26 protein-coding genes and 1 pseudogene are annotated in these 23,254 nt (G+C 71.9%); 8 read left to right on the top strand and 19 right to left on the bottom strand.

Annotation, left to right across the window (positions count from 1 at the left end; all coding sequences use genetic code 11):
- Positions 1-199 precede the first annotated feature (199 nt).
- The gene (locus tag ACIQAC_RS18360) at positions 200-1,423 is read right to left on the bottom strand and encodes a sensor histidine kinase (protein WP_402192200.1); all 1,224 of its coding nucleotides are present in this window, start codon (positions 1,421-1,423) and stop codon (positions 200-202) included.
- 122 nt (positions 1,424-1,545) lie between these two features.
- Positions 1,546-2,061 (bottom strand): hypothetical protein, encoded by a 516-nt coding sequence (locus tag ACIQAC_RS18355; RefSeq protein ID WP_402192198.1) that lies wholly within the window; start codon positions 2,059-2,061, stop codon positions 1,546-1,548.
- 300 nt (positions 2,062-2,361) lie between these two features.
- On the opposite strand from ACIQAC_RS18355, the pseudogene ACIQAC_RS18350 reads away from it, so the two are divergent.
- A pseudogene (locus ACIQAC_RS18350) lies at positions 2,362-2,688 on the top strand (SAM-dependent methyltransferase); the annotation flags it as partial.
- 52 nt (positions 2,689-2,740) lie between these two features.
- Here ACIQAC_RS18350 and ACIQAC_RS18345 read toward each other — a convergent pair.
- Positions 2,741-3,166, bottom strand: coding sequence for an RNHCP domain-containing protein (locus tag ACIQAC_RS18345; RefSeq protein WP_402192196.1), 426 nt, complete (start codon positions 3,164-3,166; stop codon positions 2,741-2,743).
- 25 nt (positions 3,167-3,191) lie between these two features.
- Positions 3,192-3,560: an RNHCP domain-containing protein gene (locus tag ACIQAC_RS18340; RefSeq protein ID WP_402192193.1), complete on the bottom strand. Its 369-nt coding sequence runs from the start codon at positions 3,558-3,560 to the stop codon at positions 3,192-3,194.
- A 29-nt stretch (positions 3,561-3,589) separates the two neighbouring features.
- On the opposite strand from ACIQAC_RS18340, the gene ACIQAC_RS18335 reads away from it, so the two are divergent.
- On the top strand, positions 3,590-3,763 hold the full coding sequence (locus ACIQAC_RS18335) for a hypothetical protein (protein WP_402192191.1): 174 nt from the start codon (positions 3,590-3,592) through the stop codon (positions 3,761-3,763).
- A 102-nt stretch (positions 3,764-3,865) separates the two neighbouring features.
- On the opposite strand, the gene ACIQAC_RS18330 is transcribed toward ACIQAC_RS18335, so the two are convergent.
- From ACIQAC_RS18330 to ACIQAC_RS18310, 5 genes are all read right to left on the bottom strand, one after another.
- Positions 3,866-4,339, bottom strand: coding sequence for a carboxymuconolactone decarboxylase family protein (locus tag ACIQAC_RS18330; protein ID WP_402192189.1), 474 nt, complete (start codon positions 4,337-4,339; stop codon positions 3,866-3,868).
- Between the two features lie 117 nt (positions 4,340-4,456).
- Positions 4,457-6,616 carry a Hint domain-containing protein gene (locus ACIQAC_RS18325; protein ID WP_402192186.1) on the bottom strand — a complete coding sequence of 720 codons (2,160 nt, stop codon included), beginning with the start codon at positions 6,614-6,616 and terminating at the stop codon, positions 4,457-4,459.
- A 303-nt stretch (positions 6,617-6,919) separates the two neighbouring features.
- The gene (locus tag ACIQAC_RS18320) at positions 6,920-7,711 is read right to left on the bottom strand and encodes an IclR family transcriptional regulator (protein WP_402192184.1); all 792 of its coding nucleotides are present in this window, start codon (positions 7,709-7,711) and stop codon (positions 6,920-6,922) included.
- A 273-nt stretch (positions 7,712-7,984) separates the two neighbouring features.
- On the bottom strand, positions 7,985-8,707 hold the full coding sequence (locus ACIQAC_RS18315; RefSeq protein WP_402192675.1) for a hypothetical protein: 723 nt from the start codon (positions 8,705-8,707) through the stop codon (positions 7,985-7,987).
- Between the two features lie 215 nt (positions 8,708-8,922).
- Positions 8,923-9,045 carry a hypothetical protein gene (locus tag ACIQAC_RS18310; protein ID WP_402192181.1) on the bottom strand — a complete coding sequence of 41 codons (123 nt, stop codon included), beginning with the start codon at positions 9,043-9,045 and terminating at the stop codon, positions 8,923-8,925.
- Between the two features lie 238 nt (positions 9,046-9,283).
- On the opposite strand from ACIQAC_RS18310, the gene ACIQAC_RS18305 reads away from it, so the two are divergent.
- Positions 9,284-10,321 carry a helix-turn-helix domain-containing protein gene (locus ACIQAC_RS18305; RefSeq protein WP_402192179.1) on the top strand — a complete coding sequence of 346 codons (1,038 nt, stop codon included), beginning with the start codon at positions 9,284-9,286 and terminating at the stop codon, positions 10,319-10,321.
- Between the two features lie 45 nt (positions 10,322-10,366).
- Here the strand turns inward: ACIQAC_RS18305 and ACIQAC_RS18300 are convergent, their stop codons facing one another.
- The 5 genes from ACIQAC_RS18300 to ACIQAC_RS18280 form a co-directional block, all read right to left on the bottom strand.
- Complete coding sequence (locus ACIQAC_RS18300) at positions 10,367-11,155, bottom strand: SAM-dependent methyltransferase (protein ID WP_402192176.1); 789 nt, start codon at positions 11,153-11,155, stop codon at positions 10,367-10,369.
- A gap of 109 nt (positions 11,156-11,264) precedes the next feature.
- Positions 11,265-12,689, bottom strand: coding sequence for a Gfo/Idh/MocA family protein (locus tag ACIQAC_RS18295; protein WP_402192173.1), 1,425 nt, complete (start codon positions 12,687-12,689; stop codon positions 11,265-11,267).
- Between the two features lie 265 nt (positions 12,690-12,954).
- The gene (locus tag ACIQAC_RS18290) at positions 12,955-13,227 is read right to left on the bottom strand and encodes a DUF6510 family protein (protein ID WP_402192171.1); all 273 of its coding nucleotides are present in this window, start codon (positions 13,225-13,227) and stop codon (positions 12,955-12,957) included.
- A 35-nt stretch (positions 13,228-13,262) separates the two neighbouring features.
- Positions 13,263-13,958, bottom strand: coding sequence for a ferredoxin reductase (locus ACIQAC_RS18285; RefSeq protein ID WP_402192169.1), 696 nt, complete (start codon positions 13,956-13,958; stop codon positions 13,263-13,265).
- Between the two features lies 1 nt (position 13,959).
- Complete coding sequence (locus ACIQAC_RS18280) at positions 13,960-14,559, bottom strand: sulfite oxidase-like oxidoreductase (protein WP_402192166.1); 600 nt, start codon at positions 14,557-14,559, stop codon at positions 13,960-13,962.
- A gap of 230 nt (positions 14,560-14,789) precedes the next feature.
- On the opposite strand from ACIQAC_RS18280, the gene ACIQAC_RS18275 reads away from it, so the two are divergent.
- Positions 14,790-15,455 carry an SDR family NAD(P)-dependent oxidoreductase gene (locus ACIQAC_RS18275; protein ID WP_402192163.1) on the top strand — a complete coding sequence of 222 codons (666 nt, stop codon included), beginning with the start codon at positions 14,790-14,792 and terminating at the stop codon, positions 15,453-15,455.
- 88 nt (positions 15,456-15,543) lie between these two features.
- Here the strand turns inward: ACIQAC_RS18275 and ACIQAC_RS18270 are convergent, their stop codons facing one another.
- Positions 15,544-16,089: a hypothetical protein gene (locus ACIQAC_RS18270; RefSeq protein ID WP_402192161.1), complete on the bottom strand. Its 546-nt coding sequence runs from the start codon at positions 16,087-16,089 to the stop codon at positions 15,544-15,546.
- 128 nt (positions 16,090-16,217) lie between these two features.
- The gene (locus ACIQAC_RS18265; protein WP_402192159.1) at positions 16,218-16,625 is read right to left on the bottom strand and encodes a RidA family protein; all 408 of its coding nucleotides are present in this window, start codon (positions 16,623-16,625) and stop codon (positions 16,218-16,220) included.
- 98 nt (positions 16,626-16,723) lie between these two features.
- Between ACIQAC_RS18265 and ACIQAC_RS18260 the strand changes: the two genes are divergently transcribed.
- Positions 16,724-17,104: a winged helix-turn-helix transcriptional regulator gene (locus ACIQAC_RS18260; protein ID WP_402192156.1), complete on the top strand. Its 381-nt coding sequence runs from the start codon at positions 16,724-16,726 to the stop codon at positions 17,102-17,104.
- Positions 17,105-17,131: 27 nt separating this feature from the next.
- On the opposite strand, the gene ACIQAC_RS18255 is transcribed toward ACIQAC_RS18260, so the two are convergent.
- Positions 17,132-18,631 (bottom strand): carboxylesterase/lipase family protein, encoded by a 1,500-nt coding sequence (locus tag ACIQAC_RS18255; protein WP_402192154.1) that lies wholly within the window; start codon positions 18,629-18,631, stop codon positions 17,132-17,134.
- Between the two features lie 110 nt (positions 18,632-18,741).
- On the bottom strand, positions 18,742-19,314 hold the full coding sequence (locus tag ACIQAC_RS18250) for a YciI family protein (protein ID WP_402192151.1): 573 nt from the start codon (positions 19,312-19,314) through the stop codon (positions 18,742-18,744).
- A gap of 183 nt (positions 19,315-19,497) precedes the next feature.
- Between ACIQAC_RS18250 and ACIQAC_RS18245 the strand changes: the two genes are divergently transcribed.
- From ACIQAC_RS18245 to ACIQAC_RS18235, 3 genes are all read left to right on the top strand, one after another.
- Positions 19,498-20,268 (top strand): carbonic anhydrase, encoded by a 771-nt coding sequence (locus tag ACIQAC_RS18245; protein WP_402192148.1) that lies wholly within the window; start codon positions 19,498-19,500, stop codon positions 20,266-20,268.
- A 269-nt stretch (positions 20,269-20,537) separates the two neighbouring features.
- The gene (locus ACIQAC_RS18240) at positions 20,538-21,089 is read left to right on the top strand and encodes a bifunctional DNA primase/polymerase (RefSeq protein WP_402192145.1); all 552 of its coding nucleotides are present in this window, start codon (positions 20,538-20,540) and stop codon (positions 21,087-21,089) included.
- Positions 21,079-21,717, top strand: coding sequence for a hypothetical protein (locus tag ACIQAC_RS18235; protein WP_402192143.1), 639 nt, complete (start codon positions 21,079-21,081; stop codon positions 21,715-21,717). Before ACIQAC_RS18240 ends, ACIQAC_RS18235 begins: the two co-directional genes overlap by 11 nt.
- 116 nt (positions 21,718-21,833) lie before the next feature.
- Here the strand turns inward: ACIQAC_RS18235 and ACIQAC_RS18230 are convergent, their stop codons facing one another.
- On the bottom strand, positions 21,834-23,171 hold the full coding sequence (locus ACIQAC_RS18230; RefSeq protein WP_402192142.1) for a lysine N(6)-hydroxylase/L-ornithine N(5)-oxygenase family protein: 1,338 nt from the start codon (positions 23,169-23,171) through the stop codon (positions 21,834-21,836).
- Between the last annotated feature and the right edge of the window lie 83 nt (positions 23,172-23,254).

The raw sequence follows: 23,254 nt of genomic DNA, 5'->3' as shown, positions 1-23,254 counted from the left end.
GACCCCGGGCCGTCACCCATCCCCGGGTCGCCGGCCGACCCCGAGGCTCCGCCCGGCCCCGAGCCGCCGCCCGATCCCAAGCCGGTTCCCGGTCTCGGATCGGCACCCGACTCCGCGTCGGCATCTCTCCCCACGCCCGCACCGGCGTCTGCCCCGGCACCCGCAGCCGCACCCGCACCCGCACCCGCACCCGCACCCGTCATACCGGTACCTCCATCCGTACTGTCCAGCCCGCCTCGTCCGGTCCCGCGCTCGCGGTGCCGCCCACCGCCTCGAACCGTTCCCGCATGCCGCGCAGCCCGAGTCCCGAGCCCTCGATGGGCGGAGGTGCGGTGGGCGCGCGGTCGGTACGCCGGTCCTCGACCGTCAGGACCGTGCTGCCGGCGTCGTAGTGCAGGGTCACGGTCGTGTGTGCCCCGCGCGCATAGCGGGCCGCGTTGGTCAGGGCCTCCTGCGCGCCGCGGTACAGCGCGAGGTCGGCGTCGGCGGGCAGCGGGCGTGTGGCTCCGGTGACGGACAGGGTGACGTCGAGTTCGAGGTCCATCCGGTAGCGCTCCACCAGCTCCGGCAGCCGGTCGAGCGAAGGTGTCTGCTGTCCGCGCAGTGCGCCCACGGCCCGGCGGGCATCACCGAGCCCCTCCTTCACCAGCGTGCCCGCCCTGTCGAGCAGGTCCCGCAGTTCCTCCCCGGCGTTGTCCCGGCGGGCCATGCGCCGCGCGGCCTGCATCTGCACGGAGAGCCCGGAGAGGGTCTGGGCGAGGACGTCGTGCAGGTCCTGGGCGATCCGGGTGCGCTCGGCCAGCGCCGCCGCCTCTGCCTCGGCCTCGCGGGCGTCCTCCAGCTGTGCGAGCAGCAGCGCGGCCCGCTCCTCGCTCTCCCCCGCCTGCCGCATGCTGATCGCCATCATGGCGAGGACCAGGCAGAACAGCAGCTGGCCGAGCAGGTCGACCACACCGTCGTGCGCCCCCACCAGCTCCGTGAGGACCAGTCCGCCCAGGACGGCACAGCCGATGGCAACGGCCCGGCGCCTGGACAGCACGAGGAACGCGATCAGCACCGCCACCGACGACGGCAGCACCGGCGTCGAGTGCGGCTGCACCACCCCGAGGGCGAACGCGAAACCGCTGACGAGCAGGCAGAACAGAATGCAGGCGGCCGGGCGCGCCATGCCCCACAGTCCGGACGCGACCGCGGCCAGCGGCAGCAGACAGCCGGCGAGCAGCAGGGTGACGGCGAGATGCTCGCCGTGCGTGCCGGGCGTCGGGTCGGCGAAGACCGACTGGAGCGCCACGGCGGCGACGATGCCCCACACCACGGGACGCAGCCGCCGGGTCCTGCGCTCCCGCCGGGCCCGCGCGCCGGCGAGCGCGGCGGCCAGCCGGGGGCTGGCCTCGGGCGCCGGGCCGTCCGCGAACTCGGTCATGGTCTGAAGGATAGGGAGGCGTCCCCGGCCGGGCGCGGCGGGCCCGGACCCGGGCCCGGGGATCCGGGTCCGGGTCGTGGCCCGGCCGCCGGAGCGGGGGCGCTGGAGGAGGGACACGGTGCTCAGACCCCGACCGCGCTCGGCGTCCCGGAGGTCACCTGCCGGGCCCGGAGCCACACCACCGCGAGGCGGCCCAGCACCTGGGCCAGGGCCATCAGCAGCATGGCGGCCGTCCACGCGGCGGAGCCGGTGATCAGGTTGTCCTGGCTGAAGCGGGCTACGTCCGTGGCGCCGCCGTGGGTGGCCCAGAACTCGAACCCGCCGCGTGCGGCCATTCCCGCGATCCACAGGGCCGCGGCGGCCGTCCCGGCCCGGGCGAGGGTGATGCCGTCCGAGGCGCGGCTCAGCCGGGTGGTCGCGCCGCAGGCCACGCCGAGGATCGCGCCGACGAGCCCGGTCGCGATGTACAGCTGGACGTCGTGGCCCCCGGTCGGGAACGACCTGAGGTAGTAGGCGGCCGCGGCCGCGACCAGCACCACGGGCAGCAGCATGTTGTGCAGCGTCAGACGGGTGCCGCGGATCTGCGGGATGACCAGCAGGATCAGGGCTGCGGAGATCAGGTAGTCAGTCGTCGTCATGCCACGAGAGTGCCGCGTTCGGCGCCGCGGAACATCGGCCGGTGAGTTGATCGCCGGGTTGATTCCGCGCTCAACCCTGGGGTGGACACACCCCTCGCCCCCCCTCGACACAGCCCTGGACACCCCCTGCCCTGCCCCCCCGGGACGTTCGGACGGTCGACGGAAATCCGGTGGACACCGGGCCGCCCCGGACACGACCTTGGTGCTCATGATTGAGGAGTTCGCACCCATGGAGCAGGAAGAGATCTGGGACTCCGAGGCGGCCCGGCGGTACGACACCACCGAAGAGGGCATGTTCGCCCCCGGTGGGTGCCGGACCTGCGCAGGCTGCCGCCCGGTACGCCCGCCACGGTCTGGCACGCCGAGGCCGGGTACATCGGCCTGGACACCTACGACGTGGTGCGCCAGCACGTCGTGTCGCACCACCTCCGGTTCGACGAGACCCGGCAGGCGCGGCTGTTCCGCAGCCCGCACCGCTACATCTGGCCCTCCGAACTCGATCTGATGGGCCGGCTGGCCGGGTTCGAGCTGGAGGGCAGACACGCGGACTGGTCGGGCGCCGAGTTCACCGCCGACTCGGGTTCGCACGTGTCCGTGTACCGCCTACCGGCGGACGCGACCGCATAGCGTGCCCCCGCCCGGTGGGCGTCCCCCGGGAGGGACGCCCACCGGGGCGAGTTCACATCGTCAGCAGCGCGCGGCTGGCCATGTCCGTGTTCCGCAGGGGCCGTACGGCGAGGCGGACCAGGGTCAGGGCGTTGTCGTCACCGGCGATGCGGTTGGCGCTGAGTTCGCCGCAGGACCGGCACTGATGGATGATCATCCATTCGCCGTCCGGCCGGACCGACATGCCCAGGGCCTCCATCCGGCCGCGGCAGTCCGCGTCCCGGTCGCCCGGGATCCGGCGGTCGACGTGCAGACTGGTCAGACAGTACGGGCAGTGGTTGCGGTGCGCGGTGCCGGGGGCGTCGGCGGAGACGTCCAACCGGCAGCCCACACACCGGAATCCGTTGGCCCGGGGTCTGCCCTCGGTGTGCAGGACGTCCTTGGTGCGCTGCGGACGGCGTGGCTTGCGCTGCCCGCTCGTGTGGGTGCGTCGTGGCATGGTGTGCTCCCTCCTTCCGGGGCGGTCAGAGGGTGCCGAACGCTTCGAGCGGGAACGGCGGTTGGGCGAGTGGCCGGACCGCCATCCGCATCAGGATGAGCTGGTTGTCGTCCCCGCAGACCGGGTTGGACGTCAGCTCGTCGCAGCGCACACAGCGGTGGATGACCATCCAGTCCCCGGTGCGCAGTACGGCGATGGCGATGGGGGCCATCCGGCCGTGGCAGTCGCTCGCGCCGCCCTCGACATGGTCGAGGACGTGCCGGGAGTGCAGACACGAGGGGCAGTGGTTGCGCCGTGTGTGGTCACCGGCCGTGGCGGACACGGTGAGTCCGCACCACGCGCAGGTGAAAGTGTCGATGTTCAGGGTGTGGTGAGAGGTGTTGTTGCTGGACACCCGGGGTGCTCCCTGCTGAAAGGTCGGTCATGACAGCAAGAGCAGGCCGAGGAGCCTCGACGAAGGCGGCCACGTGCGCGGGGCACGGGCGGTCGGTCGGTTACGCGGAACGACGAGGCGCGCTCGGCGCGGGCTGGAACATAGACACCCCATACCAGGGCCACCAGGCCCGGATCGACTCCCAACAGGACGCCTCCAGCTAACCGGCCCGCGGGAGGAGGCGTCAAAGCATTTTCCGTACGGCCGAGGGCGCCGCCCCGCGAGTGACTCGCTGCGGGACAGCGCCCTCCCCGGCCCCGCCGCGGTCAGCCGAACATGCCCGGCCGGTAGTGGCCCGCGGGCTGCTGGACCAGTACGTTCACCCGGTTGTAGGCGTTGATGAGGGCGATCAGGGAGACGAGCGCCGCGAGCTGGTCCTCGTCGTAGTGCTTGGCGGCGTTCGCCCACACCTCGTCCGGTACGCCGCCGGCCGCGTCGGCGATACGGGTGCCCTGTTCCGTCAGTTCCAGGGCGGCGCGCTCGGCGTCGGTGAAGACCGTCGCCTCCCGCCAGGCCGCGACCAGGTTCAGCCGCGTCTGCGTCTCACCGGCCGCGAGGGCGTCCTTGGAGTGCATGTCGGTGCACATGCCGCAGCCGTTGATCTGGCTGGCGCGCAGCTTGACCAGCTCCTGCGTCACGGAGGGCAGCGTCGAGTCCGACACGACCTTGCCGGCGGAGTTGATGTACTTCAGGAAGGCGCCGGCGGTCTGGTTGGCGAAAAGGTTCAAGCGGGCGTCCATCGTGGGCTCCTCTGCCGTGTTCGGTGGCTACACATCCCTGACGCCCCGGACCGGAGCGATGTGACAGCGCCCGATGGTGACCTGCGTCACTCGAGTCCCGCCAGAGGCGTGCTGGGGTCAGGACTCCTTCCAGGTGAGCAGGGTGAGGACGGCACTGTGCACGGTGACGGGCTTGGTGTGCTGGTTGAGGAGGCGGACCCGCATGGTGCGGCCGGCGGCGATCCGCTTGGTCAGCGGCAGAACGTGGAAGGTGTCGCCGGGTGTGCCGGCGATCTCGGCGATGGGGTGGTCCTGCACGAAGGTGTCGCCGTCGAACTCGCTCATCCGGGCCTGGACGACCGCACCCTCGGGGAGGTCACCGATGTGGAGGCTGACACTGCCGGTGAACCGGGCGGGACCGCGCGCCCACACACTGCCACCCGCACTGTGGTGTCCCGGCTCGTCGGTCCACTCGTCGGTGAACTTGACCGACTCCCAGTCACCGGGCCGGAGTTCGTAGGACTTCCTGAGGCCGAGATTGACGTAGTCGGGCACGGGTTCCTCTTTCTCGGTGACGGATTCACCCTTGGCGAGCTGGATGACCCGGGCGAAGTCCATGGCACCGGGATCACCATGGGCGTTCTCCGGCACGTGCTGGTGGCCGCAGTTGTGGACGACGATTCCGTCCACCACGTAGGACTCGTCCTCGGCGACGGAGAGGTTGAACACCGGAACCGGATCGCCGTGCAGAGCCCACGACTTGACCCTGCTGAAGCGGTGTTCTCCGATGACCTTCGTCGCGCTTCCACGCCCGAACGTACGGCTGCCCTTGAGCCTCCACTGCTCGCGAGCACGAGCAACGCGCCCGTCGGGGAAGGTGTCGGTCCGCGCGGGCACGACGTACAGGGCGGCCGCGTAGCCGAGTGACGTCGCCAGAAGTCGCAGCCCGACGGCGAGTCGCTTGCTCACCGTCCTGGCGTCGAACCGCTCGTCGGATTCCCAGTGCCCGTCGCCGTCCAGGTACCCGTCGAGGAAGGCGCTTCGATACGCCTCGGGTGCACCCAGAAGCCATGTCGGCAGGTACTTCGCGTGCGCGTGCCGTCCGAAGTGCTCCAACAGCCACGCGGAGAACGAGACGGACTGGACGGCGATCTGAAGCGCCGCACGGTCTCGATGAGTGACCGTGGTCTTCTCGAAGCCGGCCTTTTGGCACAGGGCGGTGACGTCGGCTTCTTCCTCATGGGACGCGCTGATGACTATTGTGCCGCCGCTCCCGAGGTGGCCGTCCGCGACATGGCGCCCGGCCAGCTGCATGAGTTCGGGTGTCATGGCGACAACGGTCCGGCGCCCCTCTCCCCGCAGGGCGGGCACATCCGGCACCGCGGCGGGGGGAAAGACGGCCGGCGTGGCCCAGTACCGTCCCGGCAGGCTTTGTGCGTCCACCCATTCAGGCTCACCGTGTACCAGTGCGCGGGCACGGTTCGCATCGTCGGCGACCGGACGCCGCCGATGCCGTGACGCGGTCGAAAGGAAGGGATGCTCGGGCGTCGTACGCAGACCCGGATGTCCGTGCCCGATCAGCACTCCCGTTTCGGCAACCCGCTCCTGGAGCGCGGTCACGGGCCGGAACCGCCCCTTGTGCGTAAGCACCTGATCACCCGGCGCGATCTCACCGATGGGCACCTGCCCTTGGCGCGTGGTCACCAGAGTGTCCCCGGTGAAGCACCACCCCGTGAACGCGCGCCACTCGGCCTGCGTCATCCGGGCCGGACTCGCGCCGTAGGACGCGGGCGTGACGCCGGGTCTGCGGGGGTCCTTGCCGTAGGCCAGCCAGTCCTTGACCGCCGTGAGGGGGACGCCGTGCTGCTCGTGCAACCAGCGCACCAGCCAGGCCACTTCGGCGAGCGCCCAGTCGGGAGCGGCCGGCCAGTAGAGGTAGTCCGTGCCGGCCTTCTTGCCGGACCAGGACTTCTTCTTGGAGTCGTCGCAGGTGCCGACGAGTTCGATCTGGAAGGTGTTGGCGGTGTTCGTCTCCACACCGCCGAGCTTGTTGGCGAGCGCGCGGGCGGACTCGTCGACGTCGTAGTGCTGGTACCAGCGGATCTTCTTGGCCTTGAGGTCGGGCAGGCCCGTGACGGTGGGGGCGAGGGCGCCGCCGCTGTAGGTGGGGAGGGTCCTGCCCTCGGTGGTGTGGATGACGCCGCAGTTCACTTCCATGGCCGAGCCGGAGTACTGGCCGCTGCCGTAGAAGTGGGTCTGCGAGGCGCCGGGAATCTTCTGAGGGCCTTTACGGGCCAAGGTGGGACCCCTTTCCGGGCCGGAGGAGGACGCCTATTGCCAGGCGGGGGGGGAGGAGGGCGCCTGCGGGCGCGGACGGACAAGGGCGCTTTCGGGCGCGCGCGGATGACGGCGCCCGCGGGCGGATGACGGCCGGAGCACGGCAGCGGCGTGCGGTCTCCGATTCCACGTCGGCCTGGGGGCCGGATTCCACAGTCGCCAGTCACCGGCGGGACTGTCGAGGAGAATTCCGTTGAGCGGAACACAAGCCGCCCCCGGCGGCGCAGGAGCCGAACCCCGCAGGGATCCCGGCGTGGTGCCGGGTCAGTCCGCCGCGTCCCCCGGGGATCCGCTCATCGCCTCGGGGCGGCCGTCGCGCGGGACGGGGACCCGCACGCCGCCCGGCACGGGCGCGCGCCCGCGTGCGGTACGGCGCAGTCCCTCGTGGATCGCGCGGGCCGTCCGGGTCAGGTTCTCGGCGACGGTGTCCAGGTCACGTTCGGCGGGCACCAGCGAGGCGACGGAGGCGACCAGTTCACCGTGCGGTCCGTGCAACGGCACGGCCACACAGGCCACTCCGGGAATCACCTCCCCCCGGTCGAAGGCGGCACCGCGGTCCCGGATCTCCCGCGCGGTCCGCCGCCACGGCCCCGGCATCGGGTCGAGGGGCAGACCGGGTGCCGCCCAGGCCATCAGCACCTTTCCGGCGGCCGTCGTCGCGGGCCAGGTCGTACCGGGTCGTACGGGGGCGAGCGCGGCCACCTCCCCCGGCACCCCGGCCGCCGCCATCGTCCGGCCGCCCTGCAACACACAGATCGTCACGGTCGCGCCGGCGCTCTCGGCCAGTCTGCGCAGCGGAGCGTGCGAGGCGGCCAGCAGACCGGGATACGGCTGCCAGCCGCGGCCCAGCCGGAACAGCTGCGGGCCCACCCGGTAGGCGGCGCCCGCGCGCTCCACCGCTCCCAGCTCCACCAGCTGGTCGAGCAGCCGGTGTGCCGTGCTCTTCGGTAACCCACTGGCCGAAGCGAGCGCGGCCAGCCGCACGTCCCCCCTCTCCTCCAGCACGTCCAACAGGGCGAATGCCCCTTCCAGCACTCCCCGCCCGGAATTCGTCACCGGCTCCCCCGGTCATGTTCAGGTGGGTCGTCGGTACAGCGGTCGGTCAGGCCCGCCGGTTCCGGTACGCCCCGTGTCGGCACCACACACCCCGCCGCCCGGCATTCGGCACCTGTGTCGTCTGACCTGGTTGCCGAGTGCTTCGGCGGCCGGCTCAGTCATGAGCCACGATCGTCGTTGCTGATCCAACTACTCGTTCACGTTGGCGTGAATTCGCCGTTCCGCGCCGGCGCACCGCGGCCGGCCGAGCATGCCGGACGCGCTCGGGCGGAGTCAGTCGACCGTGTCGTCCGGCCCCACCGGGTACGCCTCGATGTCCGGCTCCGCCAGCAGATCGGCGATCAGTTCGCGCGTGCCGCCGATGTACGTACTGACGAGGTCCACGTCTCCGCCGACGCACCAGGCGAGGTCGTCCGGCCACCACAGGTCGGGCAGTTCGGCGAACTCCTCCATCTGTGTCGGCGTGGTGACGTCCGTCAGCGGGCCGGCCAGCAGTACCTCCTCGCGCCCTGGGGTCGCGAAGGTCGGAACCCCGTCGAACTCCCAGCGGCCGTAGCCGTGCCAGAGGCCGAACCAGCAGCGGTCGGGGGTCGCGGTGTGCCGGGTGAGGACCGGGATCAGCGAGCGGGCGACGCCCGGCGGGGTCGGGCCCTCCCCCGGGTGCTCGTCCCAGACACCGGGCACGCCGTAGTCGGAGGCGTTGGTGTAGTTGCGGTCCAGTCCGATCAGCTCGTGCCAGCGGGTGCCCGGGGTCACCGCGCGTCCGTGGGCGGCGGCGACGGCCGACCAGCGTACGGGTTCCTCGTCCAGGGAGGCCGGGTGCAGGACGCGCGCGTAGGCGGCGAATCCGGGGGCGGCGACACCCGCCACCGTGCCGAAGTCGCCGTGTCCGCCGGTGTGTTCGAAGAGGCGGCGTGCCGGGCCCAGGTCGTCGCGCTGCACCGGCAGGCGCCCGTACCGTTCCGGGGCGGAGTCGCGGCCCACGAAGCCGATCATGTTCACCCGGCTCATTGTGCCGTGGGGTGCCGGAACGGTCACGGGGATTCCGGCCGAAGCCCACCGGAACGGTGACGGGGGCGTTCGTGCGCCGGAGCGCTGACTGGATGGCGCCGCGCGCTCGCCGGACGGTGACGGCGCTTCAGCGCTCCCTGCGTCCCGGGTTTTCAGCCCTTCCGGCGGCCCGCACTTCAGCCCTTCCGGCGGCCCGCGCTTCAGCCCTTCCGGCGGGCCGGCTGCGGTGCCGGCCTGCGGCCGAGGCGGATGGCGTGGCCGGTGTCGACGCCGTAGTACACGTCGCGGAGGAATCGCCTACAGGCGAGAGTCATCGTGCGCATGTCCTTCGCGCCTTCCTCATACCGGGATCGTATGGCTGGATCGTGGCGCTCCCCTCGTGGTTCACGCCCTGATGCCATCCAGCGTGCCGCGACCGGCCCCCACGGAACAGTGGCGGCAATGCCACTCTTCGACAACATTCCGCCACCTGGCGGCGGAAGGGCCGGGGATCGCGTAAACCGGACGGATCGGGCCCGGCAGACCGGGAGGATCCCGGAGACCGGGGGGAAGGAGTACGGGATGGACCGTCCACGGGAGAACCCGCCGTACCGCGTCGCCGTCCTCGTGACCGACCACAGCGCCTCGTTCGAGGTCGGGATCGCCACGGCCGTCTTCGGCCCCTACCTCGCCGACCTCATCCCACAGCACTACGAACTCCAGCTCTGCGCCGAGCACCCCACCTCGCTGCCGATGCCGGGCGGCGCCGAACTCACCACCCGCTTCGGCCTGGAGGCGCTCCGGGAGGCGCACACGGTGGTCGTGCCGAGCAGTGCCGACGTGGGGGCGCCGCCGTCCCGGGCGCTCGTACAGGCGCTGCGGGCAGCGCACCACTCCGGCGCGCGGATCATCTCCACCTGCGCGGGCGCGTTCACGCTCGCCGCGGCGGGACTGCTCGACGGGCGCCGGGCCACCACGCACTGGCGGTGGGCGACGCTGCTCGCGAGCCGCTATCCGCAGATCGACGTCGACCCGAATCCGCTCTACGTCGACAACGGCGACGTGCTCACCGGCGCGGGCAGCGCCGCCGGGCTGGACCTCTGTCTGCACGTGGTGCGCAAGGACTTCGGGACGGAGCTGGCGAACGCGGTGGCGCGGCGGCTGGTCATCCAGCCGCACCGCGACGGCGGTCAGGCGCAGTACATCCAGGCGCCCGTGCCGGTGCCGACGGAGGACGGTGGGCTCGCCCGGAGTATGGCGTGGGCGCTGCGGCATCTGACCGAGCCGGTCACTGTCGCGATGCTGGCGCGAGAGGCCAGGATGTCGGAGCGGAGTTTTCTGCGGCACTTCGCGAAGGCGACGGGCGACTCGCCGATGCACTGGCTGATCGCGCAGCGGGTGCGGGCGAGTCTGCCGCTCCTGGAGACCTCGCCGGGCACGGTCGACGAGATCTCGGCGGCCGTGGGCTTCCAGTCGCCGGTGACCTTCCGGTACCACTTCACGAAGGTGATGCGTACATCGCCGTCGGCGTACCGCAGGGGCTTTCGCACCGTACGGGTGGCCAGGGAGGCGGCGGAGCGGATCGGCCGGGCACCGGCGCCCGGCGACGCGCCGGCGTAGCACCGGGCGCCGCCGTCGGGGCCGCCGGGCAGGCCTACGGCACGGTCAGGGAAGGCGGGCCACACCCGCGTAGATACCGCTGCCCTCGGGGGCCGGGGCCGGGTCCGTCTTGAACCACTCGGGCGCCGTGACCAGGCCCGGCTCGACCAGCTCCAGGCCGTCGAAGAAGCGGCTGACGCCGGCGCGGGTGCGGAAGCCGAGCCGGATGCCGCCCTTGGCGTACTCGGCGGTGACCCGCTCGGCCAGCTCCGGGTACAGGTCGGACGCGGCGTGCGACAGCACCAGCCAGCTGCCCGAGGGCAGCGCGCCGAGCAGCTCGCGGACGATGGCGTACGGGTCCTGGTCGTCGGAGATGAAGTGCATCAGGGCGATCAGGGACAGGGCGATCGGCCGGTCGAAGTCCAGCACACCGCGCGCGTGCTCCAGGATCTGGTCCGGCCGGCGTACGTCGGCCTCGATGTAGTCGGTCGCGCCCTCGGGGTGGCTGATGAGCAGGGCCTCCGCGTGCCGCAGCACAATCGGGTCGTTGTCCGTGTAGACGACCTTCGCGTTGGGCCGCACGCCCTGGACTATCTGGTGCAGGTTCGGCTCGGTGGGGATGCCCGTGCCGACGTCGAGGAACTGGTCCATGCCCTGGCCGGCCAGCCAGGCCGCCGCCCGGTGCATGAACTCCCGGTTCTGCCGGGCGGCGTCCCTGGCCTCGGGCGGCAGCTTCTCGCCCACGGCCTCGTCGACGGGGTAGTTGTCCTTGCCGCCCAGCAGCCAGTCGTACACCCGCGCCGGATGCGGCCTACTGGTGTCGATCTTGCGGGGGCCGGGGCTGTCAGCGGTCATGGCGGACTCCGTCGTCAACAGGAAAGCAGATCAAGAGGGACCGGCCCCGATCTTCTCAGGCCCCTCCACGCGCTCGCCAGCCAGGGCGGGGGTTGGCGGCCCGCCGTGATCAGGGGACGGGCGGCATGTCCGTGGGCTCGGAGTCGAGGCCCGCCCGTGGCTTGCGCCAGGCGCCCCGGGTGAAGTCGGGGATCTCCACCGGGCGGCCGCCCCGGGCGAGCGAGGCGGCGCTCAGCGGCACGGCCGAACACCAGGCGGCGGAGTCGTAGACGTCGATGTCGGGGACCAGGCCCGCGCGCATCAGCTGGACGGTCCGCCATTGCAGTACGTAGTCCATGCCGCCGTGTCCGCCGTTGTTCGCGGCGTCGTCGCCGACCTTGAGCCACAGCCAGTGGTCGAACTCCTTGCGGTAGGCGTTGAAGTCGCGCCAGGCGTGCCCGCTGTGGTCGGGTTCGAGATAGAGGCGGGCGCCGGTCGGGGCCGGTCCCGTGTAGTCCTCGACGATGCCCCGGCTCCCGGCGAGCGAGTTGATCCGGCTGTACGGCCGGGGCGAACTGACCTCGTGCTCGGCGCGGATCGTGCGGCCCTGCGCGGTCTCGATCAGACATGTCACCAGGTCGCCGTTGACGTAGGTCTCCTTCCACGAGGGGTGGTCCCTCGGGACGAAGCGCGCACGGTAGTCGGCGAGGCCCCTGGGGGCGGTCGCGGTGGCCCGCAGGGTCGTCATACGGTCGCCGCGGTTGACGTCCATGGCAGCCGCGATCGGGGCCAGGCCGTGCATGGGGTAGAGGGACGCGGTGCTGCGGGTGTGCCAGAGCCGCCGCCAGGAGTCGGTGTAGTACGTGTCGGAGAAGAGGAGTTCGCGCAGGTCGTGGAGGTAGCCTCCGTGGCCGTTGGTCAGCTCTCCGAAGAGTCCGTCGTGGGCCATCTTCAGCATGGCCAGCTCGTTGCGGCCGTAGTTGCAGTTCTCGGCGAGCAGCAGATGTCTGCGGGTGCGCTCGGAGGTGTCCACCAGGTCCCACAGTTCGCGCAGTCCGGTGGCGACGGGGAGTTCGACGACGGCGTGTTTTCCGCTGAGGAGGGCGGCCCGGCCGTGCTCGTGGTGGAACTCCCAGGGTGTGGCGACGTACACGAGGTCGATGTCGTCGCGGCGCAGCATCTTCGCGTACGAGTCGGCGGATCCGCCGTACTCGGCGGGGCGGGGTTCGCCCTTGGCGACCAGCCGGTCGGCGGCGCTTGTGGCCCGGTCGGCGCGGATGTCGCAGACGGCGGTCACGGTACAACCGGGCACCGCGGCCCAGCTCATGACCATGCCTCCGCCCCGGTTGCCCAGGCCGATCACCCCGACCCGGACGGTCCGGTGGACGTCGAACGGTACGCCGATCATGGACTTCTGGCCGCGTCTGCGACCGGGGGCCGGCTCGGCCGCCGCCGGTACCGCGTGGGCGGGTCCGGCCATGCCGACCGCGGCGGCGCCGGAGGCGACGGCTCCGCCCAGGAGCAACCGGCGTGAGACAGAGGGGAGTTCGGACATGACGGCACGCTCCTCGCTGGGTGGCCTGCATCACTGTCGAGGCACGACTCTGACGGTTTCGCCGGTGGCATGTCAATACGTGTTCGAAGCAATGCAGTTCCGAGCACTACCGAGCATCTGAGCGCGCATCAGATGACACGAGGAGCGGTGTGCTCATGCACGGATCGGCGGCCTGGTGCGCTCACCCCCGGAGCGGCGGCCCGGCGCGCTCACACCCGGAGCGGCAGCCCGGCGCGCTCACACCCGGAACGTCAGCCCGCCGTGCCTACGCCGTCGGGAAGCGGAAGGCGCCGCTGCCCGAGCCGAGGGTCAGCCAGATGTGGTCGTCCTCCGCGACCAGCCGCAGGGCGATGCGGTCGCAGCCGGGGCAGCGGGCGGTGAGTCCGGGCTCGGGGCCGTACACGCGCAGTCCGGCGAGCGGGCCCGACCGGCCGCAGTCGGGGCAGCGCCACCAGGCGGCGGTGGCCTCCACGGAGAGGATCTCCGAGAGCGGTCCGGCGAGGCAGTTGCCGTCGAGGTGAGGGGCGGTGTCCGTCATGGGTTCCTCCGGCGCGATGGGTGGTCGGGGTGGGCTCACCCGAACCGTTCGGTGCGGATCGTGGCCGGGTCCCGGCCCAGGTCGATCAGCAGGTCGTCGACCGCCTCGACGAAGTCCGTGGGCCCGCACACGTACACCCGGCCGGCCGGGACCCCGGGGATGTCGGCCGCGGTGACACGGCCGGGCGGACGGGACGTGCCGGGCGGGGCCGTGCGCGTGTACACGATCCGTACGTCGAGCCCGGGGGTGTCCTCGGCGAGGTGGTCGCGGTACCAGAGGCTGTCGGGGCCGCGCACCGAGTAGAGCAGGTGGAAGGGGGCGGGTGAGCCGGCCTCGCCGCGGGCCCGGACCATGGCGGTGAGCGGGACGATGCCCGCGCCGCCCGCCACGAGGAGCACCGGGTCGGTTCCGCCCGGCCGCCACACGAACCAGTTGCCGAGCGGTCCGCGCACCTCCACCTCCGCGCCGGCCGGCAGGTCCTCGGCCAGATAGGGCGAGACCTCGCCGTCGGGCACGGACTGCACACCGAGTTCGATGCGGTCGCCGTCGGTGGGCGCGGCGAGCGAGTAGCTGCGGACGGCCTGGTAGCCGTCGTCGGCGGTGAGCCGTACGTCGACGTGCTGGCCGGGCAGATGGCCCGGCCAGCCCGGCGCGCGGAGGACCAGGGTGCGGGCCGTCGGCGTCTGGGGACGGCTCTCCACCAGCCGCGCCCGGTACCAGGCCACGGCCATGTCAGTCGCCCCAGGTCCGCTGCTCGCGCCAGGGGTCGCCGTAGTTGTGGTAGCCGGCGCTCTCCCAGAATCCGGGCTCGTCCTCGTCGGTGAGGCGCAGTCCTGAGGCCCACTTCGCCGACTTCCAGAAGTACAGGTGCGGGACGAGGAGCCGGGCGGGGCCGCCGTGTTCGGGGGAAAGCGGCTGCCCGTCGAAGGTGTGCACGAGCCAGGCCCTGCCGTCGAGCAGGTCCTCCAGCGGGAGGTTGGTGGTGTAGCCGCCGTAGCTGCTGACGACGACGTGGTCGGCGGCCGTCTCGACGGGTTCGAGGAGCACGTCGAGGGAGACGCCCCGCCACCGGGTGTCGAACTTGGACCAGCGGGTCACGCAGTGGATGTCCCGGACGGTCTCCTCCTGGGGCAGGGCCATCATCCGCTCCCAGGTCCAGCTGTGGGTGTCGCCGCGTTCACTGGTCACGGTGAAGGCCCATGTCTCCGTGGAGACCCTCGGGGTGGGCCCGGCCGACAGCACCGGGAACTGCTCCGTCGCGTACTGGCCCGGCGGCAGCCGCTCCGCCAGTCGCCGGCCACGGCCTCGGAATCCGGGAGAGAAGGAGTTCACTGTGCCGACCCCTCTGTGTGCGGAGTGTGATGCGGTCGGTCCCCGTTCCCCGTGGACCGACGATACCGAGCGGGCACGGGGGCGCAACGCGAACGGGACGCCGTGCGGGAACCCGGTCCCGGCGCAGGCGCCCGGCGTCCGGATGCGGGAAGCTCGGAGGGAACTCCCGACGGGGATTCCCGCCGGGCGGCACTTGGGCAGCGGCCGCCGGTCGTGCTAGGAGGTGGGGCATGACCACCATCGCCATCATCGGTGCGGGACCGGGCCTCGGCACGGCCGTCGCCCGGCGCTTCGGCCGCGAGGGATTCGAAGCCGCCCTCATCGCGCGTGACCGGGAGCGGACGGAGGGCCTCGCCACGGCGCTGGGCCGCGAGGGCATCACGGCGCGTGGTTTCACCGCCGACGTCCGCGACCCGGAGGCGCTCGCGACGGCACTGGACGCCGCGGTCGCGACCCTGGGCCCGATCGAGGTCCTCCAGTACAGCCCCGTACCGCACCGCGACTTCATGCTGCCGGTCCTGGAGACCGGCCCCGGCGAACTGACCGGCCCCATCGAGTTCTCGGTCTACGGTTCCGTCACCGCCGTACGCCAGGTCGTGCCCGGCATGCAGGCGCTGGGCCGCGGCACCATCCTGTTCGTCAACGGGGGCACCGCGGTCGTCCCGCACCCGGAGCGGGCCGGCACCTCCATCGCCTTCGCCGCGCAGAGTGCCTACGGTCATCTCCTGCACAACACGCTGGCACCCGACGGCATCCACGTCACGCAGCTGGTGATCCCCGGCGCGATCGTCCCCGGGCATCCCCGCAAGGACCCGGCGGTGCTGGCGGACACGCTCTGGACCCTGCACACCGACCGGCACGGCTTCCGGCACTTCGCGGACAACCTCGAGACCTGAGCGGCGGGCCCGGCAACCGTCCGACCGCGGGTGACCTCAGCCCGTCCGCACCGCGGGTGACCTCAGCCCGTCCGCACCGCGGGTGCCCTCAGCCCGTCCGCATGTGCAGGATCGCCGTGCCGTCCGCCCCGCCGGCCAGTTGGATCAGGACGGTGTCCGGCTCCGGGCTCGGCGGGGCCCCGGCGACGCCGCCGCAGGAGTTGCCGCTGCCGTTGGTGCGGAGCACGGTGAGACAGCCCTGGCCCGGTCCGCTCGCGCCGCCCTTGGACTGGCCGTTGGACGATTTCACGGTGTACTCGACCTCGTTGGGGCCGACTTTGGTGACCGCCAGGGTGGCCGCGCCGCCCGGCCCCTCGAAGCGGACCGTCACCGGCCGGGAGACGAGGACTTCGCATTCGGCATCGGAACACGCCGTCACATCACGGCCGTCCGCCGCCGTCACCGTGGGGGTGGGGGTGGGTGTCGGGCTCGGGGAGTGCGCCGACGGGGCTGCGCTGCCCGGTGTGCTGTCGTCCCGGGCGGCGTCGTCGGTGCCGGAGTCGTCCGAGCCGCCGCAGGCCGCGCCTGCCAGGGTGAGCAGCACGGCGAGTGCGATGCCGGTGCCCTGTCGGCGGGTGCGCGCTCGGCGCCTCATGGGTGTTCGGGTCGTCGATGTCATGCTGCCCCCGTGTGCCGGCGTTCCTTCTGCGGTGCCTGCGCACCATACCGTTCGCAAATCACCGTGGGGGAACGTGGCGTTGGCGCGTCCGGCGGGGGCCGGGGTCAGTCGAGAACCGCCGTCGCCTCGACCTCCACGAGGTGCTCGGGTACGTCCAGGGCCGCGACGCCGATGAGGGAGGCGGGCGGGACCGGGGCGCCGCCGAGCCTCGCCGCCGCTCGGTCGATGCCCTCCAGCAGCTTCGGCATCTTGTCGGGGGTCCAGTCGACGACGTAGACCGTCAGTTTCGCCAGGTCCTGGAGGGTGCCGCCGACCTCCGCCAGGGCGGTGGCGACGTTGAGACAGCACTGCTCGACCTGGGCGGCCAGGTCGCCCTCACCGACGGTGACCCCGTCGGCGTCCCAGGCGACCTGGCCGGCGACGAAGACCAGCTTCGAGCCCGTCGCGACGGACACCTGCCGGTACACGTCGATCTTCGGCAGTCCGCTCGGGTTCACCAGGGTGATGGCCATGTCGCACGTCTCCTTTTGCTCTCTTGTGGTTACTCGGGAACCGTAAGAGAGTGAGCCGTGACATGGAAGAACGCACTTTTCGGTGACTGGGGAACCTGATGGTGACCAAGCAGCTCAACGGCTCCGTGGACGACGCGGACCTGACCCGGGCGGACTCGCTGGCGCGGGAGATCTTCTCCGACATCGCCAACAAGTGGGCGTTCCTCATCATCGAGACGCTGGGTGAGGAGACCCTCCGCTTCAGCGTGCTGCGCAACGCGATCGAGGGCATCAGTCACAAGATGCTGACCCAGAACCTGCGCATGCTGGAGCGGAACGGCCTGGTCGGACGGACGGTCCATCCGACCGTGCCGCCACGCGTCGAGTACCGCCTGACGGCGCCGGGGCTGGCACTGCGCCAGACCGTCAGCGGTATGTGCGACTGGACGCACACGTACATCGGCCAGATCGAGGCGTCCCGCCGCCGCTTCGACGACTGAGACTCCCCTCCACGTGGTCCCCGGCCGCTACGGCTTCCGTACCTCCAGTGGATCGAAGCGGTGGTTCTGCCACAGCCGCCGGGACGCCTCCTCCGGATAGGCGGTGACCGTCGGCTCGGCGTCGAGGATCTGGACGAGGCGGCGCTCCGTCTCGTAGCCGGGCCAGCCCGGGTTGCCCGTCGTGGCGAAGGACGTCCATGCGGCGCGGATGTGGGCGGAGAGCTTCTCGGCCTCCGGCGGGGGTGTGGGGCCGATCAGCAGGCTGCCGACCGTGTCGTCGAGGACACCGAAGGTCAGCGGGATGCCCAGGCCGTGGCAGGCGCCGAGGTCCATGCCCTCGGCCGGGGCGGCCCAGGTCAGTTCGTACACATGGGCCCGCCCGCCGCCCGCGGTGTGCGCCTCGGCGAGATGCAGCGAGGGCATACGGAACAGCCAGTCGGACTGGACGAGTTCGAAGAGGTGCTCGGCGGAGGCGTCCGGGAACGCGGCGCGATAGGCCTGTGCGGGGTCCGCGCCCGGCCCGAAGGTCCTCAGGGCCTGCGTGGCCATGTCGTCGTCGACGGCGCCGAACAGGCCCATGAGCAGCAGGAAGAGCCGGTACTCGTCCCGGTTGTGTCCGGCGACCAGTTCGATGTCGCGGGCGGCGCCGCGCGCGAGGCCGTCCCACGGTGTCGTCGTGAGGATCTCGCCGTCGACGACGGGCGCGTGGGGGCTCCTGACCGGTCCCCAGCGGTCCGCGAACTCGGGCATCCGGGAGCTCAACTCGGCTCCTGCCAGCGGCAGTTCGCGCGGATCCACGCCGGACAGATCGCCCACGGTGGGGCGCAGGCCGAGCTCGGCGGCCATGACCTCGGCGATGTCGCGGGCCAGCGCGTCCGAGTAGAAGGTGCCGGGCACGCTCTGGGTGATCGCCCGCCGGAACAGGCCGCGCGCCCGGTCCATGACCATCAGCGCGGCGATGGATCCGGCGCCCGCGGACTCGCCGAAGGCGGTGACCTGGTCCGGGTCGCCCCCGAACGCGGCGATGTTCTCGCGCACCCATTCCAGGGCGGCGATCTGGTCGAGCAGTCCGCGGTTGGCCGGGGCGCCCTCGATCCGCGCGAAGCCCTCGATGCCGATGCGGTGGTTGAAGGTGACGAGGACCAGGCCGCCCTCGCGGGACAGCCGGCCGCCGTCGAAGTCGGCCGCGTTGCCGAACTGGTAGCCGCCGCCGTGGAACCAGACCATCACCGGCAGGCGCGCCGCCGGGCCGGGCTCCGGTGTCCACACGTTGACGGTGAGCCAGTCGTCGCCCGAGGGCAGGTCGGGGGCGAAGTCGCCCACGGGTTCCTGCGGTACCGGCGGGCCGAAGGCGAGCGCGTCGCGTACCCCGTCCCACGGTTCGACCGGACGGGGCGCGGCGAACCGGGCGGCGCCCACCGGCGGTTGGGCGAACGGGATCCCGCGGAAGACGGACAGCCCGTCCTCCAGCCGACCACGGACAGCACCTGCCGCCGTCCTGACCTCCGGGAACGCGCGTCCGCTCATCGACGACTCCTCAAGGGGGGATCACTCGGCCGCGGACTGCGGCCGGTCCGCGCCCAGCATGAGGCACCCCGGCGCGCATCGGGAAACCCTTTTTCTCCCGGGAAGCCCGCCTAGGAACGGCCCCCGCGCATCCAGCGCCGGGCGGCGAGCGCGACGGGTCCGCCGGCGAGCCGGTCGGCCAGTGCCCGGACAGCGTCCGGCGCGTCGGCGGGCGCCGCCCGGACGGTCGCGACGATGCCGGTCGTACGGGTTCCCCCGTCGTCGAGCAGGACGGCGACGAAGCCCGCGCGGACGTCCGGTTCTCCGGCCGGGGCTTCGCGCGCGGGATCGTGGGGCCGGGGTGCCCACTCCCCCGTCACCAGCGCGGTCACCACGTCCGACGGGTCCGCGTCGCCGAGCAGATCTTGGTGGTGGAGTACGGCCGTCCTGGCGACGGTGAGGTGCCGGTAGAGCCCCGCGCGCCAGAACGGCTCCTCGTGCGCGAACCGCTCTGCGGCGGCGCGGTCGGGCACGTCGACCACGTGCACGCTTCCGGTGTGCTCCTCGCCGTCCTCGGAGAGCGTGGGTCCCCGCAGTACCAGCCGGTCGGCGAAGCGGTCCATGTACGACCAGTGGTCCTCGGCGAGTTCGAGAAGCGCGGTCCCGGTGCCGGGCCGGTCCGGGGCGTGAACGTAGAAGAGCATGGCGCGAAGGTATCCACATCGGACACGCCCGGGGCTGATGGGGCTCGACGCGACCCGCCCCGCACCAAGCGCGGATTTAGTACGTACCAAAGGGAGTTCAAAAAAAGGCCACGGAATCCCCACCGTTGGCCATGAATCGGTAATGGGAACAGATGATCGATCATCCGGGCATACGTTCTCCCCGTGAACTTCGATGTCACTCCCCACGGAGCCGAAGCCCCCAAGTCGCAGCCCGCACGAGCGGCTTCGCAGACTCCGGCTCGGCGTACCCTTCTGCGTTCCGCGCTCACCGGCGCGGCGATGGTCGGAGCCGGCCTGACCGTCGGCGCCGCCACGGCCCACGCCTCCACCACGACCACCCTCCCGCGCCCCGCCACCCCGCAGCAGGCCCTCGCCGAACTGGCCGCGGGCAACCGGCGCTGGCGCACCCTCACCCAGACGCACCCGCACGAGTCCGCCGCGGTGCGGCACACGCTCACGACGGGACAGCAGCCCTTCGCCCTCGTGCTCGGCTGCATCGACTCGCGTGTTCCGCCGGAGCTGGTCTTCGACCAGGGCCTCGGCGATCTGATGACCGTCCGCAGCGGTGGCCAGGTGCTGGACGAGGCCGTGCTCGGCAGCGTCGCGTACGGCGTCCTGGAACTGAACATCCCGCTGGTCGTGGTGCTCGGTCACCAGTCATGCGGTGCCGTGCGCGCCGCGGTGGAGGCCGAGGAGACCGGCGCGGAACTGCCGGCGCACATCCAGTACCTGGCCGACCAGATCGCCCCGAACATCGACCACACGAAGGAGGGGGACGCCCGCGTCGACTCGACGATCGACCGCAACATACGGGCGATACGGTCGCAGCTGGCCGCGGAACCCGACTTCGCGGACAAGCTGCACTCGGGCGCGCTGGCCATCGTGGGCGCCCGCTACGAGCTGACCACACAGCTCGTCCACACGCTCTCCTGACCTTCCCCGACCTTCCCTGCTCCGAGCACGGACCGGCCCGACCAGGCACCCCCTGGCCGGGCCGTCGTCGGTGACGGCCCCGAAGACGCGCGGCACCCTCAAATGTCCGCACTCATAGGCCATTTGGTCGAAGCCGGTGGGGAGGGGCACTGCCTACCCTGAGGTGTCATACACGTCTGAAACGCAATGGGAATACCCGAGTGGCCGGGGAGCGCGGGCGGCGTCGGGACCGGAACCGAGTCCGACAGAGGTGGGATGACGTGCAGAGGATGACCTGGAGGGACGTCGAGTGGCTCTCCGCGGCGGCCGACGATCCGGCCGTCTGCCGGGAGACCTGGGCGAACGACCCACGAGCGCCGTATGTGGTGCCGACCGGCCGCTTCTTCGACGTGGTGACCGTCGAGCAGCGGGTCGGTATGGAGGCTCTCGACCAACTGACCCGCAGACGCGTGCCGTTGGGGCCCGCGGTGCTCGACCACCGGGCCCGCCGGGTGGGGTTCTTCCTGGCGCCGCGGGGCCGGGCGGACTTCGCGCGGCATCTCGCCCTCGAAGACGGCACGGCGCCCGCGTACCGGTATCTGAGTCATGGCTCGGTCGTGGTGGTGCCCGGCCCGGCGCCCCGGTCCGGCGACCGTCAGGAGTGGCTCACCGCCCCGTCCCGGCGCCCGCCGGCCGACCCGCTCGCCCCGGTCGCGCTGGCGGCCGTACTCGTCGCCGCCGCCGAACTCCTCACCCACGTGGACCGGTACGGCGAGAACACCCCGCCCACGTCCGCGTTCGCCCTGGCCGGTCTCAAGGGAGCCATGACCCATGCGCGATGACCCGACGGAACGCCACAACGCCGCCTTCGACCCGGCCCCGTGGGAGAGCGACGGCCGCGACGCCGCGCGCGGTGCCACGAACGCGCTGCGGGACGCCCTGGCCCGCGCGGGGATGACGGACGATCTCCCCTCGCTGCGCGCCGAGTCGAACGCCTTCGGGCGCGGCTTCGTCGGCCTCGGGCACACGTCACCCGCCGGCGCCGGGCGACTCGCGGAACTGCTGCGGACCGCGCTGGCCACCGGGCTGGAGGAGCTTGCGCGGTCCGGCCCACCGGACCGTCCGGCGGCGCTCGCGGACATCGATGTCAGAGCGGACCGGGCCGACGCCGACGGCGGGATGCCCTGCGCGGTCCACGACCACACGTGGACACGGGCCACGGACGGTGTCGGAGCGCTGGCCGCGCAACTCACCACTCTGGGGCTGGACTCGGACTTCCCCGGCCTGTCCGCCGCGGTCGGCGCCTCCGGCGTGAGCGTCGTACGCCTCGGCCCTGTACGGCCGCAGGCGGCCCGGATCCTCGCGGAACTGATCGTGTCCGGCGCCGAGGCCGAGGCGGAGACGGGCCGCGACCGGAGGCGAGCGGTGACCGCCGAAGCCCGGAGACCGTCCGATCGCGTCACCCACTGAGACCCCGGCCGGTCGCGGTTCCACCCATGCTCCCGCGCATCGGCCGGCCCCGGCCCCGTACGTCGTCGCTTCCCCCGGCGACCGGCGTACGGGGCCTTTCAGCCACCTTCGGAGGCCTATCCCCGTGCCAGGTCCGCCTGGGGAGCGCGGTGGCGGGCCAGCAGGGCGGCGCGGATCTCCCCGGCCCGCACGGCCGTTGTGGACAGCAGGGTCGAGGTCAGCCCGTGGGTGTGCTCGGTGCCGCCCTGGAGATAGATGCCGGCACTGACGTTCGGCAGGGTCTCCACCCGGTGGTCCCGGCCGATGCGCAGTTCGTCCTCTTCGTCGCGGACGCAGAGCTTGCCGATGTCACCGAGGTGGTCGCCGATGCCCTGCGGCCGGTAGCCGGTCGCGTAGACGAGCAGATCGGCGCCGAGCACCTCGCGTTCGCCGGTCGGCAGGAACTCGACCGTGACCTTGACGTCGTCCTCGCCGGCGGTCACCTCGCGCAGCCGCGAGACGTTCATCATCCGCAGCCGCTGCCGGCCCTGGACCTGCTCCTGGTACATCGTCCGGGACAGCGCCTCGATGAGGTCCATGTCGACGACCGAGTAGTTGGTGCTCCGGTGGTAGTCGTACAGCGACTGTTTCACCTCGTTGGGAGCCCCGTAGTAGAGGTCGACGGCCTCCGGGTCGAAGATCCGGTTGGCGAACGGGCTGTCGTCGGCGGGGGTGTAGCCGTACTTCGCGAACACCGAGCAGATCTCGGCGTCCGGGAAGTTGCGGTGCAGGTAGTCGACCGCCTCCGCGGCGCTCTGCCCGGCGCCGAGGACGACCGCGCGGCGCACCGGGGTGCCGGAGCGCACGAGTTCGCCGACGCGCGGCAGCAACTCGCTGTTGTGCCAGACGCGTCCGGACAGGGCCGCGTCGGGCGGCAGGTGCGGCTCCAGGCCGGTGGCCACGCAGATGGAGCGGGCGCGGCGGACCGTCTGCCGCTGCGGGTCGCGCGGGTCACGGGTGGTGACGTCGAACCAGCGGACCTCGCCGTCCTCGGTGACGGGCCGCACGGAGACGACCTCGGAGTTGTACTCGACGAGGTGGGCGACGCGTGCCGCGGCCCATTCGAAGTAGTCGTGGAACTCGATGCGCAGCGGGAACAGCGTCTTCAGGTTGAGGAAGTCCACCAGCCGGCCGCGGTCGCGCAGGTAGCACAGAAAGCTGAAGTCGCTGGTCGGGTCGCGCATCGTGACGAGGTCCTTCAGGAACGACACCTGCATGGTGGCGTCGTCGATCAGCATGCCCCGATGCCAGCCGAACCTCGGCTGCTTCTCGACGAATCCGACGCGGAGCCCGTCCGTCGTGTCGGGCGTTGCCCCGGCCTCTTGCAGGGCTATCGCAAGTGCCAGGTTGGACGGGCCGAAGCCGATGCCCAGAACGTCGTAGATGGTATCCGGACCACTCTGCAGCGGCGCCACAGCGTCATCGCCTCCTGTATACGGGGTCACCGGGTTCTCAGCGTGAGAACACGCGGCTCCCAAACAGGCACATGCTAGATAAG

It is taken from the genome of Streptomyces sp. NPDC088387, from assembly GCF_044753385.1.
Lineage (GTDB): Bacteria > Actinomycetota > Actinomycetes > Streptomycetales > Streptomycetaceae > Streptomyces.
The sequence above is the reverse complement of the archived record's forward strand: the minus strand, read 5'-3'. Positions and strand labels throughout refer to the sequence as shown.